The sequence below is a fragment of the Flavobacterium lacustre genome (assembly GCF_027474525.2).
GTDB classification, from domain to species: domain Bacteria; phylum Bacteroidota; class Bacteroidia; order Flavobacteriales; family Flavobacteriaceae; genus Flavobacterium; species Flavobacterium lacustre.
This window is the reverse complement of sequence record NZ_CP114882.2, coordinates 667281-690498: the sequence shown is the minus strand read 5'-3', so window position 1 is coordinate 690498 and position 23218 is coordinate 667281. Positions and strand designations below refer to the sequence as shown.

21 protein-coding genes are annotated in these 23218 nt (G+C 34.0%); 12 read left to right on the top strand and 9 right to left on the bottom strand.

The features are described from left to right. Positions 1–65: 65 nt before the first annotated feature. Complete coding sequence (locus tag O6P34_RS03150; protein WP_269685876.1) at positions 66–698, bottom strand: 4'-phosphopantetheinyl transferase family protein; 633 nt, start codon at positions 696–698, stop codon at positions 66–68. Between the two features lie 261 nt (positions 699–959). On the opposite strand from O6P34_RS03150, the gene ahcY reads away from it, so the two are divergent. Then, positions 960–2276, top strand: coding sequence for an adenosylhomocysteinase (ahcY, locus tag O6P34_RS03145; protein ID WP_269685875.1), 1317 nt, complete (start codon positions 960–962; stop codon positions 2274–2276). 268 nt (positions 2277–2544) lie between these two features. Continuing rightward, positions 2545–5286, top strand: coding sequence for an outer membrane beta-barrel protein (locus O6P34_RS03140; RefSeq protein ID WP_269685874.1), 2742 nt, complete (start codon positions 2545–2547; stop codon positions 5284–5286). Positions 5287–5518: 232 nt separating this feature from the next. On the opposite strand, the gene rpmA is transcribed toward O6P34_RS03140, so the two are convergent. After that, positions 5519–5779 (bottom strand): 50S ribosomal protein L27, encoded by a 261-nt coding sequence (gene rpmA, locus O6P34_RS03135; protein WP_007805051.1) that lies wholly within the window; start codon positions 5777–5779, stop codon positions 5519–5521. Positions 5780–5802: 23 nt separating this feature from the next. Continuing rightward, positions 5803–6225 carry a 50S ribosomal protein L21 gene (gene rplU / locus O6P34_RS03130; RefSeq protein ID WP_269685873.1) on the bottom strand — a complete coding sequence of 141 codons (423 nt, stop codon included), beginning with the start codon at positions 6223–6225 and terminating at the stop codon, positions 5803–5805. A 270-nt stretch (positions 6226–6495) separates the two neighbouring features. On the opposite strand from rplU, the gene O6P34_RS03125 reads away from it, so the two are divergent. Both O6P34_RS03125 and O6P34_RS03120 read left to right on the top strand, forming a co-directional pair. Further along, positions 6496–7821 (top strand): M16 family metallopeptidase, encoded by a 1326-nt coding sequence (locus tag O6P34_RS03125; RefSeq protein WP_269685872.1) that lies wholly within the window; start codon positions 6496–6498, stop codon positions 7819–7821. 12 nt (positions 7822–7833) lie between these two features. Further along, positions 7834–9882, top strand: coding sequence for a M16 family metallopeptidase (locus tag O6P34_RS03120; protein ID WP_432419583.1), 2049 nt, complete (start codon positions 7834–7836; stop codon positions 9880–9882). 69 nt (positions 9883–9951) lie between these two features. On the opposite strand, the gene O6P34_RS03115 is transcribed toward O6P34_RS03120, so the two are convergent. Continuing rightward, positions 9952–10818, bottom strand: coding sequence for a DMT family transporter (locus tag O6P34_RS03115; RefSeq protein WP_269685871.1), 867 nt, complete (start codon positions 10816–10818; stop codon positions 9952–9954). A 107-nt stretch (positions 10819–10925) separates the two neighbouring features. Here O6P34_RS03115 and O6P34_RS03110 point away from each other — a divergent pair, with 107 nt between their 5' ends. Then, positions 10926–11303, top strand: a complete 378-nt coding sequence (locus tag O6P34_RS03110) for a heavy-metal-associated domain-containing protein (RefSeq protein ID WP_269685870.1) — start codon at positions 10926–10928, stop codon at positions 11301–11303. A gap of 59 nt (positions 11304–11362) precedes the next feature. Here the strand turns inward: O6P34_RS03110 and gldD are convergent, their stop codons facing one another. The 4 genes from gldD to mutY are packed head-to-tail and all read right to left on the bottom strand — an operon-like array spanning position 11363 to position 14808. Further along, positions 11363–11926 carry a gliding motility lipoprotein GldD gene (gene gldD / locus O6P34_RS03105; RefSeq protein ID WP_269685869.1) on the bottom strand — a complete coding sequence of 188 codons (564 nt, stop codon included), beginning with the start codon at positions 11924–11926 and terminating at the stop codon, positions 11363–11365. Between the two features lie 7 nt (positions 11927–11933). Continuing rightward, positions 11934–13229 carry a gliding motility-associated protein GldE gene (locus tag O6P34_RS03100; protein WP_269685868.1) on the bottom strand — a complete coding sequence of 432 codons (1296 nt, stop codon included), beginning with the start codon at positions 13227–13229 and terminating at the stop codon, positions 11934–11936. A gap of 23 nt (positions 13230–13252) precedes the next feature. Continuing rightward, entirely contained in the window at positions 13253–13693 is a 441-nt protein-coding gene (locus tag O6P34_RS03095) for a single-stranded DNA-binding protein (RefSeq protein ID WP_269685867.1), read from the bottom strand. Positions 13694–13743: 50 nt separating this feature from the next. Further along, entirely contained in the window at positions 13744–14808 is a 1065-nt protein-coding gene (gene mutY / locus O6P34_RS03090; RefSeq protein WP_269686719.1) for an A/G-specific adenine glycosylase, read from the bottom strand. A gap of 132 nt (positions 14809–14940) precedes the next feature. Between mutY and O6P34_RS03085 the strand changes: the two genes are divergently transcribed. The 5 genes from O6P34_RS03085 to O6P34_RS03070 all read left to right on the top strand — a co-directional run bounded on the left by O6P34_RS03085 (position 14941) and on the right by O6P34_RS03070 (position 19947). Continuing rightward, complete coding sequence (locus tag O6P34_RS03085) at positions 14941–15231, top strand: HU family DNA-binding protein (RefSeq protein WP_035634379.1); 291 nt, start codon at positions 14941–14943, stop codon at positions 15229–15231. A 381-nt stretch (positions 15232–15612) separates the two neighbouring features. Continuing rightward, a complete protein-coding gene (locus tag O6P34_RS03080) occupies positions 15613–17157 on the top strand; it encodes a ribonuclease E/G (RefSeq protein ID WP_269685866.1) in 1545 nt (514 codons plus the stop codon). A 169-nt stretch (positions 17158–17326) separates the two neighbouring features. Further along, entirely contained in the window at positions 17327–18037 is a 711-nt protein-coding gene (locus O6P34_RS03075) for a phosphatase PAP2 family protein (protein WP_269685865.1), read from the top strand. Further along, positions 18038–18418 carry a GtrA family protein gene (locus tag O6P34_RS14935; RefSeq protein ID WP_432419582.1) on the top strand — a complete coding sequence of 127 codons (381 nt, stop codon included), beginning with the start codon at positions 18038–18040 and terminating at the stop codon, positions 18416–18418. Beyond that, positions 18415–19947: an ArnT family glycosyltransferase gene (locus tag O6P34_RS03070; RefSeq protein WP_269685864.1), complete on the top strand. Its 1533-nt coding sequence runs from the start codon at positions 18415–18417 to the stop codon at positions 19945–19947. Before O6P34_RS14935 ends, O6P34_RS03070 begins: the two co-directional genes overlap by 4 nt. A 26-nt stretch (positions 19948–19973) precedes the next feature. Here the strand turns inward: O6P34_RS03070 and O6P34_RS03065 are convergent, their stop codons facing one another. Then, positions 19974–20417 carry a nucleoside deaminase gene (locus O6P34_RS03065; RefSeq protein ID WP_269685863.1) on the bottom strand — a complete coding sequence of 148 codons (444 nt, stop codon included), beginning with the start codon at positions 20415–20417 and terminating at the stop codon, positions 19974–19976. A 38-nt stretch (positions 20418–20455) separates the two neighbouring features. Between O6P34_RS03065 and O6P34_RS03060 the strand changes: the two genes are divergently transcribed. Beyond that, positions 20456–22222, top strand: a complete 1767-nt coding sequence (locus O6P34_RS03060) for a 1-deoxy-D-xylulose-5-phosphate synthase (RefSeq protein WP_269685862.1) — start codon at positions 20456–20458, stop codon at positions 22220–22222. Positions 22223–22262: 40 nt separating this feature from the next. Beyond that, positions 22263–23216 carry a DUF3078 domain-containing protein gene (locus O6P34_RS03055; RefSeq protein WP_269685861.1) on the top strand — a complete coding sequence of 318 codons (954 nt, stop codon included), beginning with the start codon at positions 22263–22265 and terminating at the stop codon, positions 23214–23216. Positions 23217–23218 lie beyond the last annotated feature (2 nt).

Sequence of the window (23218 nt, the reverse complement as noted above, 5' to 3'; positions counted from 1 at the left end):
AAACAGATTAATTTATTTTTAGAACAGATTGCCAAAATTCGGGAATTCGTGGCATATAAAAACTATTATTTTTCAAGCGCATAAACTAAAGTGAAGTTTTCCAGTTCTTCAAAGTAAATTTTGAAGTCTTTGATCAGACTGTCAAAGTGAAGTTCGGCGGTGGTTTGTTCTTGTTCCATCTCGAAAGTATTTATTTTGATGTGGTTTTTAAAGCTGATTCTTTTCTCATTTCGGATTTTGAAAATGGCTTCTTTGGCGCCCCAAATCACGGTTAGTTTTCGGATATAGTCTTGTAATTTTTCGGGTTCTAAATAATGAAATTCCGAATTTGTAAATTTATCGGCAATTCGCAGGATTTTTTCTCTTTGCAATTCGATGTCGATTCCTACGGTTTCGTCGCTGATAATTAGTGCAGAGAATTCATGCGAATGTGTGATGGAAATGTGTTTTCCGTCATGTAAATGAGGTTTGCCAAAACGGTCGTAATACAAATCAAAGTCGGTGTAGCCGGCAAGATTCATTAATTTTCGTACGCTAAGAAAAGCGCGTTGGTGTATTTCGGATTTCATTCCGTTTAACCGAATCGCGTTGGTTTCGTTTAAAGTGACCTGCTCGAATAACTCCGAAAAAGGTTCGGTGATTTTCCAAATGAGGATTTGGGTGTTGGGATTGTGGTTTATGGTTTTGAATAAAGGCATGTTGTTGGTCTGGTTATTTTTAGCCCTGATGGAAACGGCATCCTTTTGTGGCGGTGTTCGCCATAAAAGATATAGTGTACAGCAGGATTAGCTTCTAATGTAAATTATTTATCTAAAGTTCAAAAGATTAGCGAATTAAACAATTCATAAATCTTTTAGAAATTAGTAAAATTGCAAACTTATTACGTAAATTTGCAAAAAATTTTCACCCGAGTTCGCTGCGGCGGATAAACGGACGAAGTAATTACAAATATACTATAAATGAGTACAGCAACTATGCCTTATGTGGCTTTCAAAGTTAAAGACATTTCCCTGGCGGCTTGGGGAAGAAAAGAAATTGAATTAGCAGAAGCTGAAATGCCAGGTTTAATGGCGCTTCGTGCGGAGTACAAAGACGAACAACCACTTGCTGGTGCTCGTATTGCAGGATGTTTACATATGACAATCCAAACTGCGGTTTTGATTGAAACTTTAATCGCTCTTGGTGCTGAGGTGACTTGGAGTTCTTGTAACATTTTTTCTACACAAGATCAAGCTGCTGCTGCGATTGCTGCTGCAGGAATTCAAGTTTATGCTTGGAAAGGGTTGAATGAAGTAGATTTTGACTGGTGTATTGAGCAAACATTATTCTTTGGTGAAGACAGAAAACCATTGAATATGATTCTTGATGACGGTGGAGATTTGACAAATATGGTTATTGACCGTTACCCAGAATTAGTTGCAGGAATCAAAGGATTATCTGAAGAAACTACTACTGGAGTTCACAGATTGTACGAAAGAGTAAAAGCGGGAACATTGCCAATGCCTGCTATCAATGTTAATGACTCGGTTACTAAATCGAAATTTGATAACAAATACGGTTGTAAAGAATCTGCAGTTGATGCGGTTCGTCGTGCAACTGATGTTATGCTTGCTGCAAAAAGAGTAATCGTTTGTGGTTACGGTGACGTAGGTAAAGGAACTGCAGCTTCTTTTAGAGGTGCTGGTTCTATTGTTACGGTTACTGAAATTGACCCAATTTGTGCGCTTCAAGCTGCAATGGACGGTTTTGAAGTAAAAAAATTAGATACCGTTATTGCAACTGCTGACATTATCATTACAACGACTGGAAATAAAGATATCGTTTTGGGTTCTCATTTCGAAAAAATGAAAGACAAAACTATCGTTTGTAACATTGGGCATTTTGATAACGAAATTGATATGGCTTGGTTGAATACAAACCACGGTGCATCAAAAGTAGAGATCAAACCACAAGTAGACAAGTATACAATCGCTGGAAATGATATCATTGTTTTGGCTGAAGGTCGTTTGGTAAATCTTGGTTGTGCTACAGGTCACCCAAGTTTTGTAATGAGTAACTCATTTACAAACCAGACTTTGGCTCAAATCGAATTGTGGAAAAACAGTGCGGCATACAACAATGACGTGTACATGTTACCAAAACATTTGGATGAGAAAGTAGCAATGTTGCACTTAGCTAAACTTGGTGTTGAATTGGAAACGTTACGTGTAGATCAAGCAGATTATATCGGAGTTCCAGTTGAAGGTCCATTTAAACCAGAATATTACAGATATTAATTTAGTGAATAGTCATTAGTAATATTGACTAGATTAAATTTAAAATAGATAAACCCTTGCAGGAAACTGAACTAAACCTCAGTTTTAATGTGAGGGTTTTTTGTGTTTTTGAATTCCGACCTACTCCAAAAAAAATAAATTAGTAGTGTTTTATACAGTGTGTCAATAAGATCTATACTTCAGATTAAACCTTTTCTTTTTTTAAACATCTTATGTTAAACTTAACTAAATTATTATGTGTAGATGTTTGTATTTTCTTTTCGTTCTTATGTTTTCTTTTTACGTTAATGCACAAAATAGTTTTATTTTAAAAGGAAAAGTACTTAATATCAATACCCAGCTTCCGTTAGAATCTGCTTCGGTATATATTACAACTGTGAAAGATTCCACAGTTTTAGAATATACTTTAACGGATAAAAATGGAGACTTCAATTTTGTAGTTAAAAAATATGAAAAACCCGTGTTTTTAAAAGTGACTTACATGGGATTTGAAACCTTTACTGAAGAACTAAAAGATCTTACAGCTAACAAATATTTCAATAAAGTCTATCTTTTTGAACTATTGAACACCCTTAATGAGGTTACAATAAAAGGACAAGAACCTCCTGTTCGAATTAAAAATGACACGATTGAATTTAAAGCCTCTTTGTTTAAAGTGCGTCCTGATGCAAATGTTGAAACATTATTAAAACAACTTCCGGGTCTTGAGATAGACACTGATGGAAAAATTATAGCAAATGGTAAGGAAGTAGTACAAGTTTTAATAAACGGAAAGCCCTTTTTTGACCGAGATGGAGTAATGGCATTAAAAAATCTTCCTGCAGACATAATTAATAAAATTCAGGTATCTGATTTTAAAACCAAAAAAGAAGAATATTCTAAAGATCAAGCTGCCTCTGATAATTCTAGTATCAACTTAACTATTGACGAAGATAAAAACAAAGGATATTTTGGTAAATTTCTGGGAGGCTATGGAACCGATGATCGGTATGAATCTAGTTTTATAGTAAACTTTTTTAATAATAATAGAAAGATAAGCCTATTAGGTTCTTCTAACAATATCAATGCTCCTGGGTTCTCTATGGATGAAGTCTTTGACAGCATGGGTGGTGGTCGAAACAGTAGAAGGACAGCCGTAAATAGAGGTCAAGCCAGCGGAATTACTAAATCAAATTTATTTGGAATGAACTATTCTGATGAACTATTTAGTAATTTACAGGTAAATGCTAATTACAATTATTCTGATACACATACTGATAATTTAAGCAAATCAAACTCACTTAATTTTCGGCCTGATGGTAATTTCATTACAAAATCAAGCTCTAAAACAGACAACAGAAACACCAGTAATAAGGTTAATGTAGAATTAGAATATAAAATATCGCCAACCATGCGATTGTTTGTTGCGCCAAAATTCAGTACTTCTGTCTCAGGAAGTAATCCCCAATCGTATAGTCTCTCTACTCTAGAAGATGGTACAGAAACAAATGCTTTCGTGTCAAATTCAATAAATTTAAATGAGACAAACAACTTTAGTAACTCAATTAACTTCAATAAATCATTCGAGAAAAAAGCACAAAATTTAAGTATAGTATTTAATAACAATAATAATAGTTCGAGTTCTAATGGGTTTGTAGATTCAAAAACAAATTTTTTAACCAGAAATGATAGTATTTTAAGAAAGCAAAATAATTTAAGCAACGGTATCAGTGATTCATATTCGGCCGAAATTGAATATACAGAACCTGTAAGTGATTCAATTCGTTTTAAAATAGGTGTGGAATACAATTTTCGAAACTCGATTAATGATACAAAATCCTTTGAATTTAATGCAGCGGATGGGGCTTACTCCGATTTAAATCAGGGGCAGACAACTCTCATTACTTCTAAACAAAATAGTATTGCGCCAAAGGCAGGAATTCGATTTGAAAAAAATAAATTTACTTTTGATATTAATTCTACAACATCTATCGTACAATATGACAACAACTCTAATTATCTAGGTGAGTCAATCAATTTGAACAGAAAATATGTCATGCCATACGGTAGTGCACAAATTAGATACAAAATGGATCGATCTAAATTTTTAACTGCCAGATACAACTACAGTCAGTCCCTTCCGTCGGCTTCAGAATTGCTTCCTATAGAAAATGTATCTAATACTTTAAATACGGTTATAGGAAATCCTAATTTAAATCCTACCGAAACGCATAGTGTAAATATGAACTATAGAAATTCTGATCTTCGCACACGATCAGGTTATAACTTATTCGTTAACGGTGCTTTCAATAATAATGATGTAATTTCTTCTGCTACTTTTGATGTTGATAGAAAAAGAACAACTAATTATGAAAACGTATCGGGAACTTACTCTATTACCGGAGGTGGTAACTGGAATAAATCTATCAAACAAGAATCTAATTTGTTGCGTTACGGATTGGCATTAAATGTAAATTATTTTTTTTCTAAAGGGTTTACGGATGGTGTTTTATATGGTGCAAAAGCTATGGAAATAGCTCCAAGAGTATATCTTAATTACGATTATGGAGAATATTTTACAATTGCCCCCTCTTATAATTTTTCGTATAACGAAACTATATATGATATTAAAGCACTTAATCCCAGATTGAATGTTGTTCATAGAATCAATCTTCAAACCACAAACTACTGGCTTTCAAACTGGACTTTGGGAAATGATTTTGGTTACACATACAATTCTATTAATCAAGATTTCTATCTGTGGAATATTAGTTTGTCTTATGCTTTCTTAGGTAAAACATTTATAGCCCGGGTAAAAGGATATGATGTTTTAAACCAAAACCAAAGCATTACAAGAAGTATTTCGGCAACATCAGTCAGCGACAACGAAAATACCATTTTAAAACGTTATGCGATGTTCTCCCTTACGTACAAAATTCAAAATTTTACCGGAATGAAGAATCCTCCTGGAAGAAACAACAGGAACGTTGACGGGATAGAAAGAGCGGAGCTTTCCGGTGGTGGTTCGTGAATGATAGATAAAACAGTAATTATTAATTCGAAGTAATCAACTCTTCGAGCTCTCTTTGCTTTGCAAAAAAGTCACGATATCAAGCTCTTGGTCTTTTGAAGACCAAGGGTTTTTTTAATCTAAAAAATAAAACCTATAATTTCTCATCTCGCCTGCCCTTTGGAGAGGTGATGAAATACAAAAAACCCGCTTCGAAAGAAGCGGGTTTTGTAATAATATAGAATCTTAGTGATTATGCTTCGAATGGAAGGATAGAAACATAAGATTTATTATCTCTTTTCTTTTGGAACTTAACAACTCCATCTACTCTTGCGTGTAGGGTGTGATCTTTACTAATGTAAACGTTTTCACCTGGATTATGTTTTGAACCTCTTTGTCTTACGATGATGTTCCCAGCAATAGCAGCTTGACCTCCAAAAATCTTAACACCTAAACGTTTAGATTCTGATTCTCTACCATTCTTAGAACTACCGACACCTTTCTTGTGAGCCATGACGTATTAGTTTTATAGTGTTATTATTCTTGAGTATCTTCTTTTTTAGCTTTAGCTACTTTTTTCTTAGGAGCTTCAACTTCTTCTGTAGTTGCTTCAACTGCTGCTTTTTTAGGAGCTGCTTTTTTAGCACCTGCTGCAGTAATACCTTCAATTACAATTTGAGTAAGATATTGTCTGTGACCATTTCTCTTTTTGTATCCTTTTCTTCTTTTCTTTTTGAAAACGATAACTTTATCTCCTTTTAAGTGTTGTAACACTTTAGCTTCTACTGAAGCACCTTCTATAGCTGGGGCGCCTAAAGTTACATTTCCGTTATCGTCTAATAAAAGAACTTTGTCAAAAGAAACTTTTGAACCTTCTTCATTAGCCAAACGGTGAACATAAACCTTTAAGTCTTTGCTTACTTTAAATTGTTGCCCTGCTATCTCTACGATTGCATACATACCGAATTGATTTATTGATTTTTAAGGTTGCAAATATACAATTAAATATTTATCCTGCAATCCCTCTGTCAAAAAAAATGTTCTCCTTTATTTATTCCCTGTTTTTCAATAGGTTCTTGACCTTTGTAAAAGTTATTTCTCAGTAAAATAGCGTTAATATTTTGCCAAAGCCATCGTTATTTCTCTTTACAGAATGAAAATAAAGTATTTTTGATGTAACAATAATTTTTAGTGCGTTACTAATAGTGAATAAAAAATTTATTAATCCTTATGAAAAAATCAATAATGATGTTAAGTGCTGCGCTTATGCTCGGAGGAGTTGCTTCAGCTCAAAAAGTAGCTTTTGAAGAATATGATTTAGACAACGGAATGCATGTAATCCTGCATAACGATTCTTCTGCGCCGGTGGTGGTTACTTCGGTAATGTATCACGTAGGTTCAAAAGATGAAAATCCGGACCGAACTGGTTTTGCCCACTTTTTTGAACATTTATTGTTCGAAGGAACACAAAACATCAAACGTGGTGAGTGGATGAAAATTGTTACTGCCAATGGCGGAACGAATAATGCCAATACTTCGGATGACAGAACCTATTATTATGAAGTCTTTCCTTCAAATAATTTAGAATTAGCGCTTTGGATGGAATCCGAACGATTGATGCATCCTGTGATTAATAAAATAGGGGTAGATACTCAAAATGAAGTGGTAAAAGAAGAAAAAAGAACCAGTTTTGATAATCGTCCTTACGGAAATATCCTTACGGTGGTTAAAGAAAACATGTTTAAAAATCATCCGTACCGATGGACTACTATTGGTTCCATGAAAGATTTAGACGCTGCTACTTTAGAAGAATTTCAGGCTTTCAACAAAAAATTCTACACACCAAATAATTCTGTTTTGGTAGTGGCGGGAGATTTTGAGAAAGGACAAGCGAAAGAATGGATTCAAAAATACTTTGGGCCTATCCAAAAAGGAGTAACGGTGACCAAACAGACCTTTGTAGAAGAGCCAATAACAGAAACTATCAAAGCAACTTATGAGGATCCAAATATACAAATTCCAATGTTGGTGGCTTCTTACAGAACGCCTTCGATGAAAACCAGAGATGCCCGAGTTCTAGATTTGATTTCTTCTTATTTGAGCGATGGAAAAAGTTCTAAATTATACAAAAAGATTGTTGACGACAAAAAAATGGCATTGCAAATTGGAGCAGTTGGTTTTAGTCAAGAAGATTACGGGATGTACATTTTATATGGTTTGCCAATGGGAACTAATACTTCGGCAGATTTGTTGAAAGAAATTGACGAAGAAATTGTGAAAATTCAAACCGAATTGATTTCGGAGAAAGATTTCCAAAAATTACAAAATAAGTTTGATAATAATTTTGTCAATGCCAATGCAAGCGTTGAAGGAATTGCAGAGAATTTAGCAACCTATTATTTACTGTATAAAGATGTAAATCTAATCAATACCGAAATCGAATTATTGCATTCGATTACTCGTGAAGAAATTAGAGAAGTGGCGAAAAAATATTTAAACCCAAATCAGAGATTGGTTTTAGATTACGTTCCATCCAAAGAAAAAGCTCAAAACTAAGACCTCTCAATCATGAAAAAAACAAGTATAATAATATTCATTTTGTTCGTAACAGGAATTATGCAGGCACAAGATCGTACACAACCGAAACCTGGAACTTCCCCAGTCGTAAATATCAAAAAACCGCAAACCTTTGTTTTGGCAAACGGGTTGAAAGTGATGATTGTCGAAAATAATAAATTGCCGAGAGTTTCTTATAGTTTGACTTTAGACAACGCTCCTTTTGCCGAAGGAAATAAAAAAGGAGTTGACGAGTTGACCAGCAGTTTAATTGGTAACGGAAGTAAAAAAACACTAAAAGATGCCTTCAATGAAGAAGTAGATTTTTTAGGGGCAAATATCAATTTTAGTTCTCAAGGCGCTTATGCGAGTTCGCTTTCAAAATATGCGCAAAGAATTTTAGAGTTAATGGCCGAAGGTGCTTTGCATCCCAATTTCACTCCAGAAGAGTTTGATAAAGAAAAAGCTAAATTGATAGAAAGCCTTAAAGCGGATGAGAAAAGTGTTCCTGCAATTGCTAATAGAGTAGTAGACGTGTTAGCTTTTGGTAAAAGTCATCCATCAGGGGAGTTCATGACCGAAGAAACAATCAAGAAAGTTACTTTGGCCGATATTGAAACAAATTACACCAATTATTTTGTTCCCGAAAATGCTTATTTAGTAATCATTGGAGATGTAAAGTATAAAAAAATTAAGCCACTTGTTGAAAAATTATTCAGTTCTTGGCAAAAAAGAAGTGCGCCAAAATTGACCTATTCCGCACCAGAAAATGTAGCTTTTACTCAAATTAATTTTGTAGATGTGCCTAATGCTGTTCAGTCAGAAATTTCATTGGTCAATACCTTGAATTTAAAAATGGGCGACCCTGATTTCTTTCCTGCTGTAATTGCAAACCAAGTGCTTGGAGGGGATTTTAACAGTTATTTGAATATGAATTTGCGTGAAAAACACGCTTGGACATATGGCGCTAATTCGATAATTGGAAGTGGCAAATATGTAACTAAATTCAAAGCAACATCAGCAGTAAGAAACGTGGTTACGGATAGTGCGGTTGTAGAATTTATCAAAGAAATCAAGAAAATCAGAACCGAGAAAGTTTCAGACGATGTTTTGGGTAATGTGAAAGCGGGTTATATCGGGCGTTTTGTAATGCAAGTAGAAAAACCACAAGCGGTAGCTCGTTATGCTTTGAATATTGAAACTGAAAACTTACCGGCAGATTTTTACGAAAAATACATTCAAACCATCAACGCGGTAACTGCAGATGATGTGCTTCGTGTAGCCAATAAATATTTCCTTTTGGAGAACACCCGAATTGTAATTGCAGGGAAAGGTTCAGAAGTAATTCCTGCTTTGGAACGATTAAAAATTCCAATGCTCTTTTTCGATAAATACGGAAGTCCATTAGAAAAACCTGTTTTCAAGAAAGACGTTCCTGCTGGTGTAACCGTTAAAACGGTTTTAGATAATTATATCAAAGCGATTGGTGGCGATAAAGCAGTTGCTGCTGTCAAAACGATTGCCATGACTGGATCAACTACAATTCCGCAAGCACCAACGCCATTGAGTTTTACTTCAAAAATTGATGCTAAAGGAAAATTAAATGTTGAAATAAGTATGGGTGGAATGAGCTTGATGAAACAAGTAGTTTCTGAAAAAGGAGCGTATATAATTCAACAAGGCCAACGTAAAGATTTGGAAGGAGCTGAATTGGCAGAAATGAAAGCGAGCGCAACTCCTTTTGAAGAATTGCAACTTGCCAAGAAAGCAGGATTGCTTCTTGACGGTATCGAACCTTTGAATGGAAGCGATGCTTTTGCTGTAAAAAATGGCAAAACTACTTATTACTATGATGTCGTTTCGGGACTTAAAGTTGCAGAAGCAAAAACATTGGAACAAGGTGGTCAAACGATGACTCAAATCACTAATTTTGGAGATTACAGAGTAGTAAAAGGAGTGAAAGTCCCTTTTAATATCATCCAAAATGTAGGTTTTGAATTGAATATAAAAATGTCGGATGTTAAGATAAACGAAGGCGTATCGGATGCTGATTTTAAATAGTCGAATGTAGAATTTACAAACAAAGGCTGTCTTTTTGGGCAGCCTTTGTTATTTTATAAAGTGGTCGTATTATTTCTTCGCCGATAAATACACGCCAATCAGAATGATAAATGCGCCAATAAATTGAACTGGAGTTAGCATTTCGTGGTCTAATAATCCCCAAAAGAAAGCCACAACAGGAATTAAATAGGTTACCGAAGTAGCAAAAACTGGTAACGACATTTGAATCAGTTTAAAGAATAAAATATTAGCAATTCCTGTTCCTACAACTCCCAAAATCATAATAAAAAGAACGGATTGTTGTACTGTTGCAAGTTGAACTACCTCAAAAAAGTCGGAGAAAAATAAAATGATTGTAGCAGGGAAAAGCAACACCAGAAAATTACCGGTAGTAATACTCACCGGAGTCAAATCTGATAAATATTTCTTAATTAGGTTCACATTGGTAGCATAACAAATAGATGCAATCAACACTAAAATAGCGTAATAATAATTTTGTTCCGGATGGTGTATAGCGCCATTCAAAATCAGTAATGCACTTCCTATTAATCCGATGAGAACGCCAAAAATCTGGTTTCTCCTAAACTGTAATCCAAAAGCCAAAGTTCCTAAAATTAAGGTGTTCAAGGGCGTCAGGGAATTTAGAATAGAACTTACGGAACTATCAATTTGGGTTTGGGCTATAGCAAACAGATAAGCGGGTACAAAGGTTCCAAACATGGAAGTTAAGACAATATATTTCCACTGATGGCGCGGAATTTTTGCTAAACTTTTAAAACCAATTAGCAATAAAAAAATGGCGGCAAAAATAATTCTAAGCGAACCAAGTTGAAAAGCGGTTAACCCAATTAATCCTTTTTTAATTAAAATAAAGGAACTTCCCCAAACCAGAGAAAGAACCACTAAATAAACCCATTTCAATTGCTTTGAAATCATAAATCCTAAATTTGCGTCAAAATTGTAATTATTTTATGAATTAGTGCGTCTTTTTTTAATTAATTTTGTCTTGCTTTAAAAAAAGAATTAATTAAAATCAAATCATAATGAATTTCACAAAATCAATAACAACTTTAGCATTAGCAAGTCTATTGTTTGTGGGTTGTAAAGAAAAAACTGCAGAACCTGTTGCTGTTGCTGAAACAGAAACGGCTGCGCCAAAAGTTAAAAAAGAAATCGCCGCTGCAAATGTTCAAACCGCCAGTTTTACCGTAGAAGGAATGACATGTGCTATAGGTTGTGCTAAAACAATTGAAGAGGAATTGTCTGGGCTTGACGGTGTGCAAAAAGCGACTGTTGATTTTGATAAAAAATTAGCTACCGTAACTTTTGACAAAACGGTTCAAACTCCTGAAAAATTAACAGAAGTTGTTCAAGCCACCGGAGACGGAAAAACATACAAAGTTTCGAATATGAAGTCGTAATTGACTTTTAAATTTTCATAAAAAAAGCATCTGTTTACGACAGATGCTTTTTTTATGAATTATTTCCATTTCAAGGTTTCCATTAAACGTTGCATGTCGTTTTTAATGTAACTCGCCGCAGGCATAATAGAATCAAAATTAGGTTTTGCGTAGAAATATACGGAACCTATGACAAAATGTTTTGTGCTGTCTGTAACATAAAACTGTGAATTCGTTGCCGCATTTCCATCCACTTGGTAAAACATTCCGTAGGCTTTCTTTTCTGGATTTAAATAAGGTTGTTCCAGTATATCGTCTGCTTTTATAACATGTTCGTAGGTCAGTTTTTGAGCATCTCGTAACAACGAATTGATGTTGTTATGAACGGGTTTGTATGTCAGATAAATAGTGGCTTTCATTTTTGGATACGAAATTGCAAATCCGCATTCTTTCTCGCCTTTGATGATGGCTTCCGAATTTATTTCGAAAGTAAACGGACATTCATTTTCAAAATTCACATAATTAGCTACCGGATAATCCAGCCTCAAGTGACTTGAAGGTTTGGGTAAAACATCATCTTTACAGCTAAAAACAGAAGATAGTGTTATAAAAAGTATTGAAGCAGCTATTGTTTTTTTTAACATTTTGGAATTATTCAATCGTTACTTTTATTTGTTTGATGCGTTTTTTGTCAACAGTTTCAATGCTGAAAGAACAGTTTTCAAAACTTATTTTTTGGTCTTTTTTGGGAAAATTACCTAGTATTTCCAGAATAAATCCGGCTAATGTTTCGGCTTCTCCTTTTTTGATTTCGAATAAATCTTCGTCGACTGCAATAATTCTATAGAAATCTTTGAGGTTTATTTTGCCTTCAAAAATATAATTTTTATCATCAATTTGTGAAAAATTAAGCTGTTCATCATCGAATTCATCACTGATATCTCCAACAATTTCCTCGATTACATCTTCAAGAGAAACCAATCCCGAAGTTCCACCATATTCATCTACCACAATGGCCAAATGGCTTTTCATACTCTGAAAATCTTTTAGTAAGTTGTCTAATTTCTTATTTTCTGGTACAAAAAACGGTTCTCTCAGTAAGGATTTCCAATCAAAATCACTCGTGTTGATATGCGGAAGTAAATCTTTGACAAACAAAACGCCTTCTATCTGATCAATATTGTCTCGGTATACAGGAATTCTCGAAAACCCTTTTTCTATAATTTTTGGACAAATGTCTGCGAAAGTTTCTTCTATTTCAAGAGCAAAAATATCAATTCTAGGACTCATTACTTGTTTTGTATCGGTGTTGCCAAAAGAAACAATTCCTTCTAATATTTTTTGTTCTTCAAATGAAGTTTCATTAGAGCCGGTAAGTTCTAAAGCTTGCGATAATTGATCAACAGAAAAATTTGTTTTTTGTTTTCCCAGTTTATTATGAAAATAAATGGTGGCTCCTCGCATTGGCAGGCTTACGGGTGAAAGAATTTTATCTAAAACGGCAATAGGATAAGCAATTTGTCTGGCAAATTTCAGGTTGTTTCTGCTGGCATATACTTTGGGTAAAACTTCTCCAAAAAGCAAAATCAAAAAAGTAACCACAATTACTTCGAACATAAATTTTAATACCGGCGAACTGATTTCTGAAAAAAGTCCTTTGCCTACAAATGAGAATAAAATTACAACTCCGATGTTTATAAAATTATTAGCGACAAGAAGTGTGGCTAATAGTTTTTTTGGTTTTTCTAAAAGGCTGGCGATAATCTTTCCTTTTGAGGTGTTTTCCTGGATGGTTTCGTCAATGTCTTTTTGTGACAACGAAAAAAAAGCTATTTCTGCGCCTGAAACTATGGCGGAACAAAACAGCAGGGCAAATATTCCGACAAAGCCAAATGTCAGGGTGGTGTCTAAAGTGTATGCTGAAATTATACTGGGCTCCGGGTCCAAATTAAAAGAGATTAGTTAAACAATTAAAAAGGCAAATCATTGATAGGCAAGCCGTTATTTTGTGCGTCAAAGGTAGTGTTTTTTAAGGATTCTGATGTTGGAATCTGTTTGTTGTTCTCAGAATCTTTCTTTGTCGAAAGAAAAGTAAACTCGGTTACCTGAATTTCGCTGGTGTGCTTTGTGGTGCCGTCTTCTCCTTGCCATTGACGGGATTTTATGCGTCCTTCGATGTATATTTTATCGCCTTTTGAAAGGTGTTTTTCGCAAATTTCGGCCGCTTTGTTGCGTACGACTAAGTTATGCCATTCTGTTGAGGTGATTTTTTCGTTGGTCGTTTTGTTGATGTATATTTCATGTGTGGCCAACTGAAATCTGCCGATGCAATTGCCACCGTCAAAATAATGCATTTTGATATCATCGCCAAGATAGCCTATAAGCATCACTTTATTTAACGTTCCGTTCATTGTTTTTTGTGGTATTTAAATCAAAGATACATTTTTTCGGAAACTATAATTTAATTCGCTTCAATAAAATTATGAATCACAATTGGGAAAGGAAATGTTGTCAAAGTAGCGCTGTCAATTCCGTTTTCCAGAATTCCATTTACAGTTACTTTCCAGAATTTAATATGTAAATGCTGGTGTGACAGTTTATGAATAATAGTATTTTCATTGTGTTCTTGTATACTTATAATAGTATGCTCTTGGAGAAATTCCTTTTGGATTCGTTCTGAAATGTAGTTGAAATCTTCGGTTTGATCGGTTTCAATCAACGGGAATTCATATAAATTATGCCAAATTCCCTTGGCAGTTCTTTTTTGGATTAGTGTATTATTAATTTCATCAGCAATTACCAAATAATTAAAAAACCGATTTCTTACTTTTAGTTTTTTCGATTTCACGGGTAATTCGGCGACTTTCTTTTTTTGCAAAGCGGCGCAACTTTCGTTAAAAATACAAATGCCGCAATTGGGACTTTTTGGAACGCACTGTAATGCGCCAAATTCCATGATCGCTTGGTTGAAAATTGCAGGATTAGCTTCACTCAGTTCGGCTCCGCCTCGGGTGTCTTTTGGCATCAATTCGAAAGCCAAGGCAGCGAATTCTTTTTTGGCGGAAGCCTGAGCAATATCAGTTTCAATATCAAAATAACGCGATAAAACCCGAAACACATTTCCGTCAACAACAGGAACGGCTTCATTGTAAGAAAAAGAGGCGATTGCGGCAGCGGTATATTCTCCGATTCCTTTCAGTTTTAATAAATCGGTATAATTATCAGGAAAGATTCCTGACATTTCGTATGCGACAAGTTGTGCGGTTTTGTGTAAATTTCGAGCACGGGAATAATAACCCAAACCTTGCCAAAGTTTCAGTACTTTTTCTTCATCGGCATTAGCCAAATCAAAAACGGTAGGAAAAGCGGTTGTGAAAGATAGAAAATAGGGCATTCCTTGTGCTACACGCGTCTGTTGAAGCATGATTTCTGAGAGCCAAATAGGGTAAGGATTTGTGGTATTTCGCCATGGTAAATCACGCTTGTTTTGTAAATACCATTTTATCAATAGGTTAGAGAAAATCATCATTAAATATTAGACGACAAAAGTAAAAGTTTATCTAATTAAAATTTAATGAATTAGGTTGATTTATTGTTTTTTTAATTCATATATTTGCAAACTCAAAAAAATAGTACAACATTATAAATAGGAAAGAAAATGACGAAAGCAGATATCGTAGCAAAAATTTCAGAAAAATTAGGTCTTGAAAAAGGAGATGTACAGGCAACTGTAGAGACTTTTATGAATGAAGTAAAAAATTCATTAGAAACTGGAGACAATGTATATTTAAGAGGTTTTGGAAGTTTTATTGTAAAAACTAGAGCAGAAAAAACAGGAAGAAATATTTCCAAAAATACTACTATTAAAATTCCTGCACACAACATTCCTGCTTTCAAACCTGCAAAAGTTTTTGTAGAAGGAGTAAAAGTAAATAACGAAGCAAAATAAAAATATTAATTAATCATAAAATCTACAAGATATGCCAAGTGGTAAAAAAAGAAAGAGACATAAGGTAGCGACTCACAAACGTAAAAAAAGAGCGAGAGCTAACCGTCACAAAAAGAAAAAGTAGTTTTAAACTACTTTTTTCTTTTTAAACGTTCATTGAAATTTGGAAAATTAGACTTTAGACTTCAGACCGCAGAGTACGGTTTTTACCATAACTGCCATCTGAAATCCGCTTGCTGATTCTCCTCCCGGGTTTAATACCTGTTAAAATATTGTTTAATCCATCTGTGCCAAAGGAATAAGTTTATGGTTTCGTTTTTGTACTTACAAAAGCAAAAACCTAAAATTTGAATCTGAAAAGTGCGGATAAAAATTTACAGTGTGAATAAAGAATTAATCATCCGATCGAGTTCTGAAGCCGTAGATTTTGCCTTATTAAAAGATGGAAAACTAATTGAATTACACAAAGAACAAGAAACAAGCAATTTTCAAGTAGGTGATATTTTTATCGCCAAAATACGAAAACCAGTTGCGGGTCTTAATGCTGCTTTTGTAAATGTTGGCTTCGAAAAAGATGCTTTTTTACATTACCATGATTTAGGTCCAAACCTTGCTTCCCAACTGAAATTCATAAAACTTGTAAGCACAGGTAAAATAAAAGATTTCTCCCTAAAAAACTTTCAGTTTGAAAAAGAGATTGATAAAGACGGAACAATTACGGATGTAATAAGTGCCAATCAATCTGTTTTAGTACAAGTCGTTAAAGAACCAATATCTACCAAAGGACCAAGAATCAGCGCTGAGCTTTCTCTTGCCGGACGGTTTATTGTTTTAGTTCCTTTCTCTGATCGTGTTTCTATTTCTCAAAAAATAGAGGACAAAAAAGAAAAGGATCGTTTGAAGCGATTGGTACAGTCTGTCAAACCAAAAGGATTTGGTGTTATTGTTCGTACAGTAGCCGAAGGCAAAAATACAGCCGAATTAGAAAAAGATTTGCAGAACCTGCTAGAGCGATGGACTGCAATGTGTAAAAAATTACCAACTGCTCATCATCCGTCAAAAGTATTAGGAGAACTCAACAGAGCCTCTTCGATATTAAGAGACGTTTTTAATGATACCTTCAGTGGTATTCAGATTGATGATGAAGAGTTGTACAACCAAACGAAGGATTATTTGCAAGAAATTGCACCTTCAAAACAATCTATTGTTAAGTTTTATCAATCAAACGACACGCCAATTTTTGAGAAATACAATATAGAGAGACAAATCAAGACTTCCTTTGGGAAAACAGTGTCTATGAGTAAAGGAGCTTATCTTATTATTGAACATACAGAAGCCTTACACGTTATAGACGTGAACAGCGGAAACCGTTCTAATAAAGCTACCAACCAAGAAGATACCGCTATGGAAGTGAATATGATTGCTGCTGCCGAAATCGCAAGACAATTACGTCTTCGAGATATGGGAGGAATAATCGTAGTTGATTTTATCGACATGTCAAATCCCGAAAATCGTAAAGTTTTGTTCGACTTCTTGAGAGAAGAAATGAGCGATGATAAAGCGAAACACAAAATCTTACCTCCGAGTAAATTTGGATTAGTCCAAATTACAAGACAAAGAGTAAGACCGGAAGTGAATATCAAAACTAGAGAAGAAGATCCTAACAATGAAAATGCAGAGATTGAAGCTCCAATTTTAATCATTGACAGAATCGCCTCCGATTTAGAAAGAATTCTAAAAGCCCACTCTGATGTTGTGCTTAACGTACATCCATTTGTGGCAGCATACCTTACAAAAGGTTTTCCATCAATACGTTCAAAGTGGTTCTTTGAACATAAAAAGTGGGTGAAAATCATACCTCGTGATGCTTACACGTATTTAGAATATCATTTCTTTGACAAAAAAGGAAATGCTATTAAAGAATAAATAAAAACTGCCTTTCGTGAGATTGGCGGTTTTTTTTATGCAAATTTTTGACTGAGAAAGACAGTTCCCCTTAATATTTGGTTTACAATTTGATTTTGTTTTTATAATCCTTCATTTTTATTATAAACATAATTAGCTGGTAATTTTGCGAAAAACAAAATTTTGTAAAATGAATACAGTTTTCAATATTATATATAAAAATAGTCTCTTTTATAAGAACGGTTTGTTGTTAATGGGGATTATTGGGTTTTTTTTATGTTGTTTTTCAAAATCAGAAGGGTTTGTCTTTTTGAATAGTTTTCACACTAAAACTTTAACTGTTTTTTTTCAAAATATTACTTTTTTAGGAGATGGTGTTTTCACTCTTTTTGTTGGCGTAATCATTCTTGTTTTTTTTAAAAAACATAGAAAATTAGCGTTTCTTTTGGTATTAGCATATTTAGTTTCAGGCGTTTTTGCTCAGATTTTCAAATCATTGATTAGTTCACCACGTCCAAGTGTTTATTTTGAGATGCATCATTACAAATACTATTTAGATACTTTTATAAATAGTAGAGTTGGGTTTAGAAGTTTTCCTTCGGGACATTCGGCTTCTGCTTTTGGAATGGCGACGATTTTTTCAATTTATGTCAATAGAAAATATGTGTGCATTTTTTCATTGGTCTTTGGAATTTTGGTGGGATATTCCAGAATTTATTTAGCGCATCATTTTTTAATTGATGTTTTTGGAGGAGTTTTTATAGGTATTGTGTCTGGATCTCTATCGGTAATTTGGTATGATGCAGTTCGAATAAAAATTATTAAAATAGTTAAAAAGAACTCTTTTGAACCCAACTCTTGGGGAAATACTTTTCCTAATTCTTCTTTAAGCAATAGATAGATGGATTTTATTCGATTTATAAAATTTGGTATGGTTGGTTTTTCGGGACTTGTGATTGATTTCTTTATCACTTGGCTTTTTAAAGAAAAAATTGGCTTAAATAAATATCTTTCAAATGGATTGGGTTTTTTATTTGGTGTTGTGAATAATTATTTTCTCAATAAATATTTTACTTTTCAAAATAATGACAGCCATCTTGCTTCACAATTTTTTAGTTTTTTAATAATTTCTATCATAGGTTTTTCACTGAATACAATCTTCTTATATCTACTTCAAAAAAACACTAAAATTAATTTTTATGTCTGTAAAGTAATTGTAACTGTTTTGGTTTTCTTTTGGAATTTTAGTGCTAACACATTGTATACTTTTAAAACACAATGATAGAAAAATATAAAATACTTATATTAATAAGTATTGCAACTTTAATTAGATGTGTTATTGCAGCGACAATAGGACTTGGCAACGATGAGGTTTATTATGTTACTTATGCCCAACATTTGCAATGGAATTATTTTGATCATCCTCCAATGGTTGCTTTGCTTATTCGGTTGTCTACATTTAATTTACTTTTTACAAATGCGTTTTTCATTCGGTTGGGGCCTATTCTTTTAGCGGCAATTAACACGTATTTGATTTACGATATTTGTAGTAAAATAAAGAATGAAAATGCTGGTTTTTTGGCCGCTTTGTTATTTTCGTGTTCGTTTTATTCTAGCATAATTGCTGGTGTGTTTATTTTGCCAGATGCTCCACAATTATTTTTTTGGGTTTTTAGTATTTCTTTATTAATCAAAATTGTCTCAGCGATTGAGTCAGATAAAAATTTCAATTATAACATTTTGCTGTTTGGTGTTGTTGCCGGTTTGTGTATTATGAGTAAAGTACACGGTGTTTTTTTATGGATAGGTTTTGGTTTGTATATATTGTTTTATAAAAGAAGTTTGCTTTCAAATGTATATCTGTATTTATCTGTATTGATTTCATTAGTAATTATTTCTCCCATATTGATTTGGAATATTGAGAATCATTTTATTACATATACTTTTCATAGTAATAGAGTTACTTTAAATAGAGGTATGAATCCGAATAGTTTTTTTAGAGAATTTCTAGGCGGTATTTTTTATAATAATCCTATTAATTATTTTTTGATTATTACAGCATTAATTGCTGTTTGGAAAAACAAAATCAATATTTCTTTGCCTGTAAAGCGGCTATTACTTTTATTAAGTCTGCCATTAATTGTCTTGCTGCTTTTTATTTCATTATTTCGTGACACTTTACCCCATTGGTCAGGGCCTGCATTCGTAGCATTAATTTTACTTACGGCTTGTTATCTTGCAGAGACTGTTCAAGATTTAAATGTTAATTTCAAATTACCCAAATTAGTAGTTATTTCTTGTGTTTTTATAATTATAATTTCATTCACGGGAATTGGATTAATCAATTATTATCCTGGAACGATAGGAAATGATAAAGAAGAATTGTTGGGTAAAGGAGATGTTACATTAGATATGTATGATTGGGATTTTTTTAAGAATGAGTTTGAAAAAATACATGATAAAGACGTACAATACAGAAAAACCAAGACTACTTTTATTATTAATAACAAATGGTTTCCTGGTGCCCACATTGATAATTATATTGCACAACCGCTACATTTAGATTTTATCGCAATTGGTAAACTGGAGGATATTCATACTTACGAATGGCTTAATAAGTATAGAAAAAAAATTAAAATTGGTGATGATGCTTATTTTATTACCGTTTCTACTAATTATATGGATCCTAAGGAGCAGTATAATATGTTTTTTGAGAAAATTAATCCTCCCGTAATTATAAAACAGTTCCGGAATAAAAAGCCAGTGAGAAATATGCTTGTTTATCTGCTTGAAGGGTATAAAGGCGAATAAAATTTAAAACAAGGCGATATAGAGAATTACTTTCTTCTTTCAGCAAAAAATCGTTTCATCAATTCCGAAGCTTCATTGGCCAAAACTCCACGAACAACTATAGTTTTAGGATGCAATTGTGTACCCATTTTCTCAAAACCTCTATTTTCGTCACTCGCACCAAAAACAATTTTCGAAATCTGACTCCAATACAAAGCCCCGGCACACATCTGGCAAGGTTCTAAAGTGACATACAAAGTACAACCGGTCAAATATTTTCCGCCAAGGAAATTAGCAGCAGCAGTTATAGCCTGCATTTCGGCATGAGCCGTAACATCAACCAGCATTTCGGTAAGATTATGACCTCGGGCAATGACTTTATTGTCAATAACGATAATGGCTCCAACAGGAATTTCGCTTTTTTCAAAAGCCATTTCAGCTTCCTGCAAAGCTTTTTTCATAAAGTATTCGTCGGTGAAAGGATTTTCCATAATTACAAAAATAAGAATTCAATTCGTACATTTGCTTTATGTCTATTAATTTACTTTCAAAAATCAACAATCCAACTGATTTGCGCCAGCTCGATGAAGCCCAACTTCCTCAAGTAGCACAAGAATTGCGTGATTTTATTATCGATATTGTTTCGGTAAAAGAAGGACATCTCGGTGCCAGCCTTGGCGTTGTAGAACTGACCATTGCGTTGCATTATGTATTTGATACGCCAAATGATTTATTGGTTTGGGATGTAGGTCATCAAGCTTATGGGCATAAAATTTTGACCGGAAGAAAAAATGTTTTTCATACGAACAGGCAACTTCACGGTATTTCGGGTTTTCCCAAAAGGAGTGAAAGTGAATACGATGCTTTTGGCGTAGGCCATTCTTCCACTTCAATTTCGGCAGCTTTAGGAATGGCGATTGCCTCTAACTTGAAAGGGGATTACAATAAACAACATATTGCTGTTATTGGCGATGCTTCTATCGCATCAGGAATGGCTTTTGAGGGACTAAATCACGCCGGAGTTACCGATGCTAATTTGTTGGTTATTCTCAATGATAACGCTATCGGGATTGATCCAAGTGTGGGCGCTTTAAAAAAGTATCTCACTGCCGTAAAAGAAGGGAAAAATCCGAGGCAGAATAATATGATTAAGTCTTTAAATTTCAATTATTCTGGACCGATAGACGGACATGATATTGTTTCAGTTATTAAAGAACTGAAGCGTTTGAAAAAAGTAAAAGGGCCTAAATTTTTGCACGTTATCACTACAAAAGGAAAAGGTTTACAACAAGCCGAAGAAAATCAGGTGCAATACCACGCGCCCGGAAAATTTGACGCCAGTACAGGTGAACTGCTTCCAAAATCGGAAGAAAATTTACCGCCAAAATACCAAGATGTTTTTGGACTAACGATTTTAGATTTAGCAAAAAAGAATGAAAAAATCATCGGAATAACGCCGGCAATGCCTTCTGGTAGCTCGCTGAAATTTATGATGGATGCACTTCCCAAACGCGCTTTTGATGTGGGAATTGCAGAACAACATGCAGTAACTTTAGCCGCAGGAATGGCTACACAAGGAATGGTAGTTTTTTGCAATATTTATTCGACTTTTTTACAAAGAGCCTATGACCAAGTGATTCATGATGTGGCACTGCAAAACTTACCGGTAATTTTCTGTTTAGACCGAGCGGGTTTAGTGGGAGAAGACGGTGCGACGCATCACGGTATTTTTGATTTGGCTTATTTGCGTTGTATTCCTAACATGATTATTTATGCGCCAATCAATGAACTTGAATTACAACATATTTTATATACGGCTCAATTGGGATTAAATCATCCGATCGCCATTCGTTATCCTCGTGGTCGTGGCATTCATGTTGATTGGAAAACGAACTATGAAAAGATTGAAATTGGTCGGGCAAAATGCCTTAAAAAAGGAACTGAAGTTGCTGTTTTATCTAATGGAACGATAGGCAACAATGTTATAAAGGCTTTAGCAAATAAAAAAAATCCCGCTGTTGCCCATTATGATTTTGCTTTTGTAAAACCATTAGACGAAAAGAGTTTGCATGCTATTTTTGCTGCGTTCAAAACGATTATTACTATTGAAGACGGAGTGATTAATGGAGGTTTTGGAAGTGCAATTCTTGAGTTTGCTGCTTTGCATCAATATTCTTCAAAAATACAAATTTTGGGTATTCCTGATGAATTTATTGAACAAGGAACTGTTACTGAATTACAACAATATTGCAAAATTGACGTTAAAAGTCTTGAAATACTTTTTTCAACGTATTGAAAATAATAATTTTATATCTCCTAAATCTAAAAAGTTTATAATGAAATCACTTTCTTTTTTATCTCTTTTACTTTTATTGACCATTTCTACAAGTGGTTTTTCACAAGAAGTTGTGACTCCAAAAACACCTGATACCGTTTCTTCTTGGACCAAAAAAAACCAACTCGGTTTTGATATTTCAGAAATCGCTTTTATCAATTGGAGTGCTGGGGGAACAAGTTCAGTTTCGGGATTGTTTAAAGGTGATTTTACCAGAGTGTATGCCAAAAAAAATAGAAAATGGGTGAATGAACTTATTGTTCGATATGGTTTAAATAAACAAGACGGAATTGAAATACGAAAAACAGATGATGCAATTCATTTTAACTCGACTTTTGGATATAGAAAAGATACGATAACTAATTGGTATCATTCTGCAAAATTAAATTTTAATACTCAGTTTACAAATGGGTATGCGTATCCAAATAAAGAAATTGCTATTTCGAAACCTTTTGCTCCAGCTTATGTTTTTATGGGTGTAGGAGCTGAGAATGCAGACAAAGAAAAGAAAAGAGTATTCTATTTTTCTCCATTTACTTTCAAAACTACATTAGTTTTAGATCAAAGGTTAGCCAATCAAGGTGCTTTTGGGGTAAAAAAAGCAGAATATGATTTGGACGGGAATTTAATTTTGGACGGAGAAAAATCAAAAATGGAGTTGGGCTTATTAGTAACGGGTTATTACAGAAAAGAAGTGTTCAAAAACATAAATTTTGTAAATCGCGTAACCTTTTATTCAGATTATATCAACAGGTTTGGGAACATCGATGTGGATTGCGATTTGTTATTAGACTTAGTGGTGAATCAATATGTAAAAGCAAATATTGGTACTCGTATCGTTTATGATGATGATATAAAATCGAAGCAGGAAATAGCAGGAGAACAAGTTACTTTAGGTCCAAAAGCGCAATTAAAACAAGTTTTGGGAGTAGGAATTGTGTATGCTTTTCAATAAAC